Genomic DNA, 14701 nt, shown 5'->3' with positions numbered 1-14701 from the left:
AGGTCTAGCTTTGCGATAAAGTATTTTTATGGGCAAGCATCTGACTATTTTGGTACCGGATATGCAGGCAGGTCCTAATACAATTTCCTGCATTATCGGGGCCTATCATATCTTTTCGGGCGCCAACAATTATCGAATAGAAAAAGGTAATGAACCGGTATTCGATATTCAACTGGCAGGAGTAGCGATGCAATCCAGTTTTATCAAAGGGCTGCTACAGATACAGCCCCAATGTAAGGTTACAGATATTAAAGCCACAGACCTGGTGATCATACCGGCGGTGGCGCCGGATTTTAACGGGCTGGCTAAAGAGAATGAACCTCTTATTCGCTTTATGAATGATCAATATAAACAGGGAGCGGAACTGGCGTGTATGTGCACGGGCGCTTACCTGCTGGCTTCAACGGGGCTACTGGATCAGCGGCATTGCTCGCTACACTGGAACACTGCTGCTCATTTCAAACGGCTCTTCCCAAAAGTTAAAGTGCAACCCGATAAACTTATTACTGATGAAAACGGGATTTATACCAATGGTGGTGGCTACTCGTTTTTAAACCTGATCTTATACCTCGTGGAAAAATTTTACGACCGCGCCACTGCTGTATATTGTTCTAAGATCTTCCAGATCGATATTGACCGCCACACGCAATCTGATTTTGTGATCTTTGCCGGCCAAAAATCCCATGATGACCCGGTCGTAAAGTTAGCCCAGCAATATATTGAAGACAATTATTACGAAAAGATATCCTTTGAAGCTTTGTCCAGGAAGTATGCGGTAGGCAGAAGAAATTTCGATCGCAGGTTTATCAAAGCCACCGGTAATACACCTCTGGAATACCTGCAACGGGTGAAGATAGAATCCGCCAAGAAGGCCCTGGAATCGACGAGAAAGACCATCAGCGAAGTGATGTATGAAACCGGGTATGCAGATATGAAGGCGTTCCGCGAGATATTCAGGAAGGTAACAGGACTGTCGCCACTAGCGTACAAAAGTAAATATAACAAGGAGAGTGATCTATAACTAATAGCCTGAGCCAAGCGCTATGAGCTGTCCAAATCACCCCTTTAAAATGTCTATTTTAAGCCCCTGTCCTACTTCCTGTATACATTAATTTTGTCTTTATTCAGTTACTCTAAATTTAAAGTTATCATTATGGCAGACATCTTACACCGTATCGCTGTTAAGACCCGGGACATTACAGCAGTTCACCATACACTAACTACCCTCGAAGGACTTAGAGGCTGGTGGACAGAAGACACCACCGGTGAGCCAGGTACCGTGGAAGGCATCATCGCTTTCCGGTTTATGGCCGGTGGTTTTGACATGCGGGTAAAAACCGTTACCCAAAACCTGGTTGAGTGGGAAGTGGTAGCCGGGGAACCACAATGGATCGGTTCGGTCATTCGGTGGGAACTAAAACAAGTCGATGACTACGTGGTTATTTTATTTAAGCATGAAGGCTGGAAAGAAGCAACGGAGTTCATGCACCACTGCAGCACCAAGTGGGCTATATTCCTGATGAGCTTAAAAGACCTGATTGAAAAACTTAAAGGATCGCCTAATCCGAGGGACGTGAAGATTGATGAAATCAATTAGGCGATCCGGTTCAATTTACCATATGAAAGCTACAGTAATGTGGCTTTTGTTTCAATAGCATATTTCAAAGAAAATCTCTACTTACCTATAAAACTTTTCGAAATACATTATTCATGGCTGCTAAATGTAATGAAATGCTCCTCGACGGTGTGGATAGGCTGAGTCCTCAATTCTTGCAAGATAATACTAAGGCGCGCTTTTTATATGAAGCCCACTTACAACTACCAGCTTAAACTTTCATAAACACTATTCCGCTAAGCAATTATCTTACTTGTCAACAGCGAAAAGAAATCCACCAAAAGTATAAAGATCTTAGCTCCTTGATGCCCGCCAGGGTATAATAGCTCCCAGCATTATAGCAACCGCAATACCAGCAACTAAAGCTCCGCCTTTTGATGTAATAAATGATAAGATCAACAATAGTACAGCCATAAAAACCAGAGAGAAGCTGATCATCTTTAAACCAAATACATTCTGTTTTTTGATAGCCAGCTTTTCCTCTTCGTCTATATCCACGGCAGCAGCTTTCTTTTCTGATTTATACTTCAGGTAGTCGTTATAGTCCGCGCTGGTGGTAATTTTCTTTTTCACCCACAGCTCATAAATCACTAACATTATTAATGGCAGCAATACCCCTAACAACATTTCGTTGGCCCTGGATAGCTTATAGCCATTAGTAAAAGGTATAATCATTTTAAATAAAAGATTTACTGCCAGCGATACTGTTGTTATGTAAATGGTAGCCTTGCCCGTAAGCCTTTTGGAGAATAAAGACCAGATAGGTGGCAGTAACAACGGACCTCCGGTTATAGCGCCTACACTTAATGTAAACTCTACAATACCGCCAATGTATGGCACACCCAGTGCTATCAATATCATAAACAATCCGAAGAACCAGGAGGAAGCCCGGGCAACAAACATCAGCTTCTTATCATTAGCCTGTGGATTAATCGATCCTTTGTATATATCATTAGTAAATACAGCTGACACCACGTTAAGTGCTGTATTAGCAGAAGCTGAGGTAGAAAAATACATACCCGTTAGCATCAGGCCCAGTAAGCCTGCCGGCAATACCTGTTTGCATACCATTATATAAGCATTCTCTGCATCTACACCGGTTAAACCGGGGTGAATGACCTGGTAGGTCATGGGAGGCAACATCCATAATATAGGGCTCAATATATACAAGCCTGCAAAAAGGTAAGCTACTTTAGAAGCGCTTTTGGGTGTATCCACACTGGTATACCGCTGTACAAAGGTCCAGTTGCCGCCAATATAAAATATATGGTAAATAGCAAATGCAAAAATGAAGCCCCAGGTGTAATCTCCATTGGTTAAATTAAAAAAACCTTCGGGCGCTTTGGATAGAAAGCTATCCAACCCTCCTACTTCGGTAAATACCAGTGGAAGAATAATGATCACAGCAGCCGTAAGTACCACGAACTGTAAGATATCAGTTACCATTACCGCCCAAAGGCCGCCTACTGCAGTGTAAGAAATCATTAATACACCCAGTATTATGGTAACAGGTACCAACGGATAGTCTAACGATGCTGACACCAGTTTTGATACGGAATATAACACCGAACCTTTGATGAACACCGATACAATAGTAAATATGTAGATATAAATTTTCTGCACTTTATTACCCAGCCTTGCTTTAATAAATTCAGCAGCCGTAAGGTTACCCGTCGCTTTCCATTTGGGGGCCAGGTAAAGGCCGGTGATCAGGCGCCAATGCACATGGTCCATTGAATAGTGACGGCTACCCATCCATGTTGATAAGCAATTGCTCCCCATGCTACAAAAGTACCTGCCGAAAAAAGCTCATAAACAAAGAAAGCCCACCTATAAACCAGGGCACCGATTCTCCCCCAGCGAAGAAGGATTTGAGGTTTCTGCCTGTCTTAGAAAAGCTGATTCCTACCAGCAGGATAAAAACGGAAAATACTATAACTACAATTGTATCGGTCATTATTTAATATTTATGAGTAACATCTTATAGAAAAGATAGATGCAGCTACCTGCTTCGATGGATGCTCTACCACAAGTTTAAGCTTTTCAGTAATAACAGGTTCATTAAAGATGATGTTATTAATGGTATGGAAGTTATCACTCTTTTGATAAACCCTGTTTCCTTTATCATCTTCAATATAGTAATTTCTTACGCAGAACGGCATCACAGTTTCGGGGTGTGTCATCAAAACCGATTCCATTGGATGGTCAGTATCGGTATCAAAAACAAGCTGCATCTTTTTGATCGGCTGAGGCTGCTCCCAGGCCAATTGTATAGCAGGCTTTGTATCTGAAAAGTCTGCCACCCAGGCATTCGGTTGTATCGTGGGGCGATTAATACCATTGCTGACATAGGCTGCTTTAAAAGGTATAACCGTATCCAGTTGTAAAGCCAGGTTATGTCCTTCGGGTCGTCTTTGAGGGCACCAGAATTCAAAGCTATCTACAGCCGAGCCTTCAGGAGCCTCCTGTTTTCCATTATTGGAAACTGCTTTATTGGTACCATTAAATACCGATAACAGGCCGGTTATCCGTTGAGGAGAATAGGCCAGTTGCAATTGTTCATTAGTGAGGAAACAAATAAAAACATACTGATCTTTATCGATTGTTACCTCAAAGTCGAGTTCGATGTAGTGAGCTCCCTGGTCTATGGCAATATCCAGGTGCTTTAATATTACATCAGGAGTAAAAGAACCATAGCGACTGCTGATTCTTAATTCAGCTTTTAAAGTCGTCTTTTCAAAAGCATGTACCAGCAGCTTCGATACCGGTACTTTCCCGGCAGTCAGGGGTAACATTTGTCCTGCCGACACCGATAAGGTCTTGAGCATGTACCCTTCTTCGCTGAACCCAGTAAAACTTAACCCAGAACTGGCCGTGATATTGCAATGCTGTACCAGGTCATCGGCATCGTGTAACTGCATGCCCGGGATAAATTGTCCGGCACGCATCAAACCTGCCTGCAACTCGGTTATGAAACCATCGTTGTATAAGGCAGCGGGCATTTTATTATATTTCAGGCAAAGTGCCGCCGCTACCGCAATTACCTGGGCAACATAGCCGCAGGTGGCCATTACGCGGGTAGCGCCAAAAGCTACATGGCTTACACTAATAATACGTCCCGCTAAAAAGAGGTTACTAATATTACGACTATATAAAGAACGATAAGGTATCTGGAAAACACCTTTGCTATGCCATTGATTACAGGGCGAACGGTCGCTAAAGACGCCGTCTGCAGGATGCAGATCGATAGACCAACCACCGTAAGCAACTGCATCGGGGTGGGTGCGCTGTTCAATAAGATCGGCTTGCGACAAAATATAATCACCTTCAAACCTGCGGCTCTCTCTTTTTCCAGGGATCATGCCCACCCATTCTAACGTATAGTTGGCCGCCTCAGGAAAGCTGCCTGAGTTTTTAATATAATCCCACACTCCGTAAATCACCTTCCATAGTTCCCATTTTATTTTTTCAGTATCATGAACAGTATCTAGGCGGCCGCCATATTCCACCCACCACAACTTACAACCATGTTCTTTGGCATTAAAGCTTTTATATCTTGGCACGTTAGCCTGTACATCCATTGCAAAAGAGGGAGCAGAAAAATGCACCGGTTTGCCGGTATCTTTAGTATAAAAATATAGAGAGTGGCCGAGCAACTCTCCGTAGCTCAGATCAGGCGCCATCGGCTCATTAAATTCCTCCCGGCTTTCTGCTCCCATGCGGAAGGCGGCTCCCGCCAGAAAACCCAATATACCGTCGCCTGAGGCATCACAAAACAAAGGCGCATTGATCAGGTATTCGGTTGAGTTCTGGCTACAAAAAGCCTTTACGCTTTTGATCTTATCGTCGGTTACTTTCATAACCTCATATACAGCTGTATTGAGTAACAACCGGATATTGGTTTCCTGCATCACTTTATCCAACAGGATCATGTCGAGTATCACCGGGTTGCCTTCAGGATTTCTGTAAGTGTTTTCAACCAGTATTTCATCTATCACACCTCCTTCCCTGCTCCACCGGTTATTATTACCCATGTGTGAGGTGGCTCCTAATATCCACAGACGTACCTCACTGGAAGCATTGCCACCTAACACAGGCCTATCCTGCACCAGTAACACTTTCAGGCCCTGCCGGGCAGCTGTTATAGCGGCACACACACCCGACATACCGCCACCGATAATGGCAAGGTCCGCACGCTCTTCTTCTACTTTCAGGCTTCTCCTCTTTTCTACCTCTTTACGTATCATTATTTTTTCTTTATCTTTTTATTAAGGCTTATCTGCCTAATTCTATTTCTTGTGAATGCACCAGTTTCCCGTCACGACCAGTTAGCTCCAGTTTAAAGCGAACCGGCTTATTCGCGTCCACCGGTATCGTAAACTCAAACGGATATTCTCCTTTTACCAATTCTTGCTTTTGCTTTCCATTTACCTGGTATACCAGTTTTACGGATTTCCACTTACTATCATCTTCCTGCATAAAAACATATAAGCGGCGGCTATAAGCACCCAGTTTAAAAAGTAATGCCTTTGTATCCCCTTCCGGAATCATCGCATAGTCATTACCGCTGTCATCCTGCGTTGCAAGTATTTGATCCTGGAACCCCTTCGGAATACCGGCGCCTGAAATAGCGACAGCTGTCATACCCGCGGCAGGTACTACAATTTGAAAAGCACTATCCTTTAAGGACTGCACCTTGCCTGAAGGTGATAATAACTGCACACTGGCTTGTTTTGAGAATGTCACCCAGGAAGGATTAACCCTAACTTTTGAGGTAACGGGCTTTAAAGACTGGTTCAAAAAGGCAAGCAGTAAAGTGTCTCCCTTTTTGGCACTGATATAATTTAGCGCAATATCATCCGTCCTTAAAAGCCGGGATGGCATCCATAGTTGCGCCTCTTTCAGCGAAAAAACATCCCTTTTGCGGCTCCATAGAATTTATTTTGCAGATAGGCATATCCTTCGATGTACTCACTCGGAAAATCGATCTGCCCATTGCTTTTTACAAAAGCATCGGAAACCAGGTAATCGATAAACATCGAAGCCATTGGCAATATATGATTATAGTGAAAGGAATTCACGCTTTGATCTTTATGCTCATGAAGGGGAAAATCTACTTTCTCATAAGCGGTTGTTCTCGCTGTGTTGATATGATAGCCGGGAAAACTTTCCGATCGGCCAACTATAGCAGCTTTTGCTACATTCATCAAAAAACTATCCTTGGTGTAATATCCTATTCGCAATAACCAGGGCGCATAGTTCGACATAAATATGCCCCTGTGCCCCGTTGATGTACCTGAAGATTCAGGTGTAAGACCTACTTCTGACAGACGCCATGCAGGTACTTTTTCTTCGATAATACATCTGGCGATGGCCTTTTGATTTAAGGTACCAATACATAGGCGCCTTGCCTCCTTTGTTCACAGTAACCAGGCTATCCGGAATCTGTGGCACCATCCAGGTGAATAAAGTGTAATGCCGGGCACCGTCGTGTGCCGCATTAAGATAACGCTGTTCACCCGTTAATTCATATAGTTCCAGCAATGCAGACCAGTTGTTGGTAAACGTAGGCCAGAAAAAGTTAGCGCTAACCATCGGGTCACCAAACTGTTCTATTCTTTTATCAACCCGTTCTTTAAGGTATATATCCGCTAATTCTTTGCTTAGCTTTAAGTAGGAAGAATCGGATGTTAGTTTAAACATGAACATCGCATTGATCCAATTGTGTCCTTTTTGCTTCTCGTCAAGGTTTCGCACTCGCGCACTCCCGAATTCTTTCTCCGCCATCAGGGGATAAAAGGAATTCGCCTTACCAAAGATATTATACAATACCTGCAACTCAGATAAAGGCGCAATAGGGCCTTTTAACTTCCTGGAAGGCGATTGTATTTTCTGAGCACTATCAAGTGTAAATAAAAACTTCTCTCTCGACAACATAAACTCCATTAACGGGTAAGCTCTTTTCTCAAACATTTCTTTGTCATCCCGCACCAAAGCCAGTTCCATTGGGTTGAGACTTGAAACATTCTTTACCGCACCTGGTACATCCGTTGAATAAGCAAAACCTTTTAAGCTATCGATAAACCATGCGTAGTGAGTTTTTGAATAATCAATCAAATTGTCCAATGTGGTATTCATGGATACAGTAGCATTGGTGCGGTAGTCCCGAAACCCCATATCTTTTCTGGCTAAATGCTCATAAGTACCGGTAATATCAAGAGGTTTAACAATAAGGCTTACAGAGAAGGAAAAGACCTTACCTGCCGTCATCTGCGAGTTAACCCCACCCAGAATGGGAGCAAATACTTGGGGTTGTAGCTGCATTTTGTTATTAAGCAATGCAATACCAAACTGACTATTTTCTAAAAGAGGCAATGGCTGAAAAGGCAGGTATTTTGGATCTGCCATTACACCAATCGAATTAGATCCGTCGTTCACCAGAGTTGTGGGAAGTGTTGCCATAAAAGAGGGCGTCATATAAGGCTGCCGGGGAGCTCTTTTCTCCGTCCATATTAATGGCTGCCATAGTTCTGCTGCCTTGTCCTTATCAAAGGATGGTGCACCAGTGTAGCCTACACTGTAAAAACCATCATTTTTTGGGGTCAACACAAAATGAAGCTGAACATCAGTACCCATATCTTTCTTAATCCAGGCTTTAAGCGTAAACAATGGCTGTTCGGGAAATAACAGCAGTACAGAGTCTTGCGTTTCAATGACCTTATTAGCCACTAAAAAACTGGCAGCGCCCGAATGATAAATATTAGCCGTTCTGTTCTCCTTTTTACTTCTCAATATCTTATCATCAAATCCATCGCCTGCAACCGACTCACTCACTTGTTGTTGTACATAATCTGAATTAGTATTGCCCATAGTTTTCCAGGTGGGTATATTATACGCGACCTTAGGTATTCCTGCTGGCTTCAATGCCAGTACAGGATCAACCGGACTATACAATACTATAAAGTCAGGAGAAAACTCATACGATTTTCCAGCAGATGACAGGGTTATGCGGCCATTTTTTGCGACCTTCAATTGTGCCGATGCCGGTATTACAAACCAGTAAACAAAAACAAAAAATAGACTAACGATTGGCTTCATTGTAATAAGACTACGGATTTGAAATTTTATGTTTTGTTGCATTGATATTATGCGCGGAAGGCTGCACACCAGCAGGTGTTAAACACATTACAAAGCCACCTTGCGGAGCAAGTGTAACCTTCATTGTTTTCAACTGCTCTGAAGAGAAATTTGAAGTTTTGAAGCCATTGTCATAATCAGTTATAAGAGTGGCTTTATATTTTGGCACTTGCCGGATAAAAGATACGTCCAATTGGATCTTCAGTTCTTTATTCCCGCCATTGATGGCTGCCACATACCAATCGCGTCCGTGCTTCTTCGCTATAATAGCGCAGCTGCCCATCTTGCTCTGCGGAAGCACAATGGTACTATCCCATGTAACAGGCAAATCTCTGATCAGCGGTATAATGGGTTTATACAATGGATCGTTGAGCAACGTCACCGGATTTTCAGCAATGCATTGAAAAGGCGATTCCAGCAGGTATAAAAGCGCCAACTGGTGGGTAAGACTGGTAGGCCCCTTGTTGCTGAAAAAGCCGGGGTATAATCGGCATGCCCCACCATAAAACGGGTAAAGGGCAGGGCAGCATTGTGCGAGGCAGGAATAGGCTCATTCATTATGTTCAGCTCCATTCCCCTCACGCCTTCTCGGGTCATTTCGTTTGGAAAGGTGCGAAACTCCCCGGTAGAAGTATGGCAGCCATGAAAGTTAACCATCAGTTCTTTTTTGCCGCGGCTTTTAAAAAACCGATCTCAAAATCGATCAGGTCTTTCGCCTCACTATTCATAAAATCAATTTTAATCCCCGCAATACCCAAACGGCTCAGCGTATCCAGGAAAGCGTCTCTATAAATCGTATCCCTGAGAAATTTAGAATCCTTCCACACCCAAAGCTGAATGTCTTTTTCTCTTCCATATGCTACAAGATCTTTTAACACTTCCCATTTATTTGTCCACGCCTGCTCCCAACCGTCATCAATCAATGTATAGTTATAATTTAATTGAGCAGCTGCATCGATAATGCTTTTCTCTGTAGCGGGATCTAAGTAATTTTCACTGCGGCTGATCCAGCTCCAGGCGCTTTTCCCCGGTTTTAAATAAGCGATATTTTTATATAATATTTTATCCGGAGCCGGATTTAAAGCAGCTACGATAAGCTGGTTAGCTAACCCGTTCAGATCCGCCGCCCAACCAATTACCCGCCATGGAGTAAAAGAGTTTGCCGAACTGTTTACATAAAAGCCGGCTTCCCCCTCGGTAAAATCTGCCAAAAGACTATTGCCTTTCGCCTTCAAACGCATACCACTGTAATTATACAATCCGGCTTCTGTTATAAACAGGTACTGTTGTTTAGGAAGCTGCACCACAAGCGGCTTGCCTTGCACAGGACCGGTAGGAGAAATTTTGTCCAGGCTGTCCGCGCGCGTTTGCATCCACCATCCAGCATACGATTTCAATTTCCAGTTATTGGTACGTTCGAAAAACCAAACAGGTCTGTCGCCCTCTAAAACAAAACTGGTCTGCTCGCCTGTAATGTGCACCTTCCCCTGTGGTAACTTGTAGCGAAAAGCACAACCATCGTCAAATACAGCAAATTCGATCAAAGCCTTACCTATCCTTACCTGGTATCTTTTGTAAGATATATAACGGTCTCTGTAATTATTTTTAAGAAGACGTAAAGATTCCTGAACATCGCTGGTTTTAATAAGTGCGGGAAAAGTGATATTGTCAATTAAAGGCATGCCTGCTATATCCAGGCCGAGGCGGGAATTTTGGATCAGCCTTTGCCCATTTTTTGATATGGTATAAAAAACACCCTGCTCATTTTTAATTATACTAACTACCAGGGAACCCGAAGGGCTTTTAAGGATCAATGGCTGCTCAGTACTATGCCCTGTTATACATGTTGTAAGTAATACGCCAATGCTTAAGGCCAGGATACGGCTAATATGCCTGAGATGAAATATACAAGCAACGTCTACCAAACAATTAAATCTGGTTAAAGTATTTCTATTGCTTGCTTGTTTCATTTTTTGTATTTACTGTTCTTACGGATGTCCTTTTTTACAGCTGAAATGTGATTGTACGGGAAGCCAGGGTTCTTCTGCCGTCTGCTCTAAAATCAAAAGCGTAGTATAATTGAATCTGTTGACCTCCTTCTACACTGGTGGTTCCTATAATTGCCGGATACCAGGCTTTAGGTCCATCTTGCAATAACAATCTTGGATTTTCCCATGTTTCGGCGTTGGTGCTCGCCGAAATATATAATTTACCATCCCATCCATGCCATATCATTACAAATTTGTTCAGGTAAGTATTCCAGTGAACGGAAGGATTAGAGCCAGGGTTCGTGGTAAGTGGAGATAATGCCGTTTGCTTACCTCCTAAACCAGGTTCGGAAAACGATCCGTTATACCATTTTTTCCAGGAACCTACGTAGCCGTTTTGATCTGATGAAACAGCCATACAAATAGATGTAACTCCGGTAGCAGGCGTGTAATAACAATAGTATTTATTATTTAGGTGATTATAGATTACAGCTCCATCCCCGAGCCCGGACCAGGAAGGTGTTGTGGGTTTATCCAGCTCATGTTTTAATATCTGGTAAGGAGCTCCCCATGATCTGCCACTGTCACTTGAATAGGTTACGCCTATAGATTTGTAGGCATACCACCCCTGCGTAGTTCTGGGATACCAATGCGTTTCGGCATGGAAAAAGCCCGCTAAGCGACCATCATTTAATTGTCTTACTCCAATAAACCACATGCCACCGTCATTAAACCCATTTGCCGTTCCGTTATTGGGCTGGTTACCTCCAAATACAGGCGTTAAAGGATTGAGCTGACCCAAATGATTTTGTAATAGCGGGGAACTGGCAACAGTTCTGTAGTTACGATACCTGGCCCAAAAGCCATAGTATTGGCTACCTAATTTAATCAACGGTATGGCTCCATCTGTATAATAGCCGCTATCAGTAGACGGAAATGCGCTCTGGGATAAAACAGAACGATCGCCCAGCGTAAAACTCCAGTCAGCTGTCAAAGATGTCTTTTTAAATTCTGGATTATCATTTACAGGGCTGTCATATTTACTACACGAATTCCAGTAGGAAAGTAATGGAAAGGCAAATAGAACCAATGAAAATTTAATCATGTGAAAAATTTTTACAGTGAATAAATTTGTTATACGGATACATTATTAAAGTACTGTTCCCCTTATTAAAATGCGGCCCAGGTAAATAACAGACTGATCATATTTTTCCGGATGAGCTTCAATATCTGTTCTTTGGTCCGGCGATAATATCTTTAACTTATCAGACTTTTGTGAAGACACATAAACCTTTACATCGTGTGTGCCTTCAGGTAATCTTATTACATCGAATTGTCCGCGATAACGATTGTTGCAGTAGGCGTTAAACCTGTTTAGAGCGGTTGCACCTATAGCATCAGCGATTTCAGCCTGGTAGTACATAAAGCTTCCCTGTTTTTGTTTGGTTAGAAGAACCGGTTTACCGTCTATGATCCATTCGAGTTGCCCCACTTCCGGACCACCTATATCAAAGACACCTATCATATCACCCTTAAAACGAAATCTAAAAGAAGCGCCCGGTGCAGATGCCGTATAAATATTAGTAAACCATCCGCTGAATTTTTGAAGATGGGGATTAACTGCAGCGGCTATCGACTGCCACCCCTTACTTTGATCAGCGATAGCAATAGGCGCTACCATAGTAGCCGCATCCCAGTCAGCAGTAATTAAAGGAGCTGGTAATTCTTGTTTCCTATACTGCTTTTGTAATTCCATTTTTGAAAGAGAACGGGCTATAGCAGCTGCATATAGATTACCACCGACAGTTGAAGGATGAATCCCATCTTCGGAAAACATGATCTTGTCCGCATACCGCTCTGTGCCTGTTTTCCAAACCAGCTTTCCTGCAGCTTCGAGGCTTGCTGCCTCCATGCCTAACTGAACAGATGGAAGGCCATAGTAATCTGCTACACGCTCCAGCCCTTTAATATTGGCAGGCAGTTCGCTCTTTTGATAAAATGCAGTCTGACCAGTCAAAATAGTATAGAGCAAACAAATATCAGTACCCGGATTGTGCCTGATAGTTTGGCGGATCATGCCCTCCATACCATCAGGATAAGCACCATTAACGGCAAACTCAATGAAAATAAGATCGGGATGATATTGCAACACCTGTTCTTTGATCCTGAAAGCGCCGAGATCTGTACCGGTACCAGACACACCTGCATTGATCCACTTAAAACGAGCCTTGGGAAAATACTGCTCCAGGTAGCGGGCAGTTTGAAGCCGGTAACCAGAATTAGCCTGCGTAATGCTGCCTCCTATAAAAGCCACTACCAGGTCCTGCCCTTTTTGGGCCTTTTCTAAAAAACCAGGAATGCCCGATCTAACCTGGCATTCTATTTCATTTTGAAAACTACCCGGCGCCACCAACGGAATCTCAGAAGCGACTACTTCAAAATAAACAGGAGAAGCTCCGGCCTGTGAAGCAGCGATCTTATCCTTGTCAGTATTAGATTGTCCCAGCATTATAAAAGGTATTAAAAGGCTGGCCATCACAAAAACATACTTGAATAGCTGACTAGTTTTCATTGAATACGATTTGCTTGGATATGGTCCTGGATTTATCATCTTTAAAAATCAACTCCACAGATATCGGTTCATTCATCGGCAGTTTATTATAACTCCACTCGTAGGGATAATGATTAATCTCTTGTGTTTTCCTATCACAGGTAACAGTAACGGAATAATTCTTTAAAGGCGCGGTTTCGGCAAACCCATAAAAGGTATCCCACCCAAATGGCGAGCGAATACGAAAAAGAAATACCTTTCCCCAGGGTGCTCCCAGATCTATTACCTTCATGCCGTTCTTAACCGGGGGATACTTCACAGCTGCAATAGTGGATTCCAAAGAGAGCGCAATTGCTTTGAAACCCCTGGCTGGTAATGTAACATTCGCAGATGCCTCTTTAAAATCAAGGGAAACAGATTTCCCGTCACGATCATATGCCAAAGCCGTACCGTTCTTTTTAGCAAGTGTTTTTTGCGACCATTTCAAATTAACGGTTTGCTCTGTATCGGCTTCCGACGAAAGCAATATCCAAAACTTCTTGTCAGATATTGCAGTTACATAGTTGATCTCAGGATTGCTGACAGACACCAGCCCTTTTTGCATATGTAAGGCTGCCTGCTCATCATCAAAGACCTTCCCCTTACCACCGCCATAAACACGATTATTAAACCACACAAATCCCTCCTGCTTACTATAGGAAATGTTACATGTCCGCCTGACCGCTGAATAGTTTCCGTAATTAAATAATCAAGGCTAAAAGCAATATGAGCCGGGATATGATGGTAGTACACAGAGCTCACATCAGGACCTTTATATGGAAATGCTGCTGACATAGGTACATCAGTAAATCCTGTTGCATAATAACCGGGGTAATTGGCGTAGCGGCCAATTACACTATTGCGGGCATAGATCTCGTAGATAGGTTTTTGAGTAAACTGGAATATACGCAACAAGTGTGGAGCCCAGCTACTCATAAATACCGGGTGCACGTTTTGTCCTTTTACCCTTGTGAAATAAGTACTGGGTTGCTCCAGGCCTAAACCTACGGGGGACACCACCCATTCAGGTACTTTCTTTTCCTGCACATCTCCCTGTTTTCGAGGAAAACCTAAGCGGTATGGACCGTTTCCTTTCCACCAGATACGTGTTACGCCATCATAATGCCCACCCGGATGAATGGTCTGCAATTGGTCTTCCACCTTCGGATAACTTCTTATTCCTGCAATAGTAAAATAAGCACCATACCCCGCTGCTTTCAGCCATTTACTATCTTTTGTTGTTTCGTACAGATCCAGCAAATCCCACCAGGGTGCATAAAAAGAAGCATTGTAAAAAGAATATGACTCAACAGCTTATTGGTGTTGGTATAGATTTTCTGGCGGATAAAGTTATCAGCATCCTTCTCTGCT

The 14701-nt window shown here is 43.0% G+C and carries 12 protein-coding genes and 1 pseudogene; 2 read left to right on the top strand and 11 right to left on the bottom strand.

Features of this window, described 5'->3' with window-relative positions:
- The first annotated feature begins 28 nt into the window (after positions 1 to 28).
- Together MKP07_RS26510 and MKP07_RS26505 are read left to right on the top strand one after the other, a co-directional pair.
- A complete protein-coding gene (locus MKP07_RS26510) occupies positions 29 to 1021 on the top strand; it encodes a GlxA family transcriptional regulator (protein WP_240850261.1) in 993 nt (330 codons plus the stop codon).
- 132 nt (positions 1022 to 1153) lie between these two features.
- Entirely contained in the window at positions 1154 to 1597 is a 444-nt protein-coding gene (locus tag MKP07_RS26505) for an SRPBCC family protein (protein ID WP_240850260.1), read from the top strand.
- 312 nt (positions 1598 to 1909) lie between these two features.
- Here MKP07_RS26505 and MKP07_RS26500 read toward each other — a convergent pair whose 3' ends face one another.
- The 11 genes and pseudogenes from MKP07_RS26500 to MKP07_RS26450 form a co-directional block, all read right to left on the bottom strand.
- A complete protein-coding gene (locus tag MKP07_RS26500; protein ID WP_240850259.1) occupies positions 1910 to 3370 on the bottom strand; it encodes a sodium:solute symporter family transporter in 1461 nt (486 codons plus the stop codon).
- Between the two features lie 212 nt (positions 3371 to 3582).
- Complete coding sequence (locus MKP07_RS26495; RefSeq protein ID WP_240850258.1) at positions 3583 to 5862, bottom strand: FAD-dependent oxidoreductase; 2280 nt, start codon at positions 5860 to 5862, stop codon at positions 3583 to 3585.
- A gap of 28 nt (positions 5863 to 5890) precedes the next feature.
- On the bottom strand, positions 5891 to 6499 hold the full coding sequence (locus MKP07_RS26490; RefSeq protein ID WP_240850257.1) for a hypothetical protein: 609 nt from the start codon (positions 6497 to 6499) through the stop codon (positions 5891 to 5893).
- 17 nt (positions 6500 to 6516) lie between these two features.
- Positions 6517 to 6882 (bottom strand): hypothetical protein, encoded by a 366-nt coding sequence (locus MKP07_RS26485; protein WP_240850256.1) that lies wholly within the window; start codon positions 6880 to 6882, stop codon positions 6517 to 6519.
- A gap of 37 nt (positions 6883 to 6919) precedes the next feature.
- Positions 6920 to 8647 carry a glycoside hydrolase family 88 protein gene (locus MKP07_RS26480; RefSeq protein ID WP_240850255.1) on the bottom strand — a complete coding sequence of 576 codons (1728 nt, stop codon included), beginning with the start codon at positions 8645 to 8647 and terminating at the stop codon, positions 6920 to 6922.
- A gap of 76 nt (positions 8648 to 8723) precedes the next feature.
- Entirely contained in the window at positions 8724 to 9128 is a 405-nt protein-coding gene (locus MKP07_RS26475) for a glycoside hydrolase family 97 C-terminal domain-containing protein (RefSeq protein ID WP_240850254.1), read from the bottom strand.
- 2 nt (positions 9129 to 9130) lie between these two features.
- Positions 9131 to 10722 (bottom strand): annotated as a pseudogene (locus tag MKP07_RS26470) (glycoside hydrolase family 97 catalytic domain-containing protein).
- Between the two features lie 34 nt (positions 10723 to 10756).
- Positions 10757 to 11734 carry a hypothetical protein gene (locus tag MKP07_RS26465; protein ID WP_240850253.1) on the bottom strand — a complete coding sequence of 326 codons (978 nt, stop codon included), beginning with the start codon at positions 11732 to 11734 and terminating at the stop codon, positions 10757 to 10759.
- Positions 11735 to 11890: 156 nt separating this feature from the next.
- Positions 11891 to 13312 carry an SGNH/GDSL hydrolase family protein gene (locus MKP07_RS26460; RefSeq protein WP_240850252.1) on the bottom strand — a complete coding sequence of 474 codons (1422 nt, stop codon included), beginning with the start codon at positions 13310 to 13312 and terminating at the stop codon, positions 11891 to 11893.
- Positions 13302 to 13880 carry a hypothetical protein gene (locus MKP07_RS26455; protein ID WP_240850251.1) on the bottom strand — a complete coding sequence of 193 codons (579 nt, stop codon included), beginning with the start codon at positions 13878 to 13880 and terminating at the stop codon, positions 13302 to 13304. Before MKP07_RS26455 ends, MKP07_RS26460 begins: the two co-directional genes overlap by 11 nt.
- Positions 13847 to 14590: a hypothetical protein gene (locus MKP07_RS26450; RefSeq protein WP_240850250.1), complete on the bottom strand. Its 744-nt coding sequence runs from the start codon at positions 14588 to 14590 to the stop codon at positions 13847 to 13849. The genes MKP07_RS26455 and MKP07_RS26450 overlap by 34 nt, the downstream gene beginning before the upstream one ends.
- Positions 14591 to 14701: the final 111 nt, after the last annotated feature.

Origin of the sequence: Paraniabella hibiscisoli, from assembly GCF_022512515.1 — a bacterium.
GTDB lineage: Bacteria > Bacteroidota > Bacteroidia > Chitinophagales > Chitinophagaceae > Niabella > Niabella hibiscisoli.
This window is presented reverse-complemented; position numbering and strand designations above follow the sequence as displayed.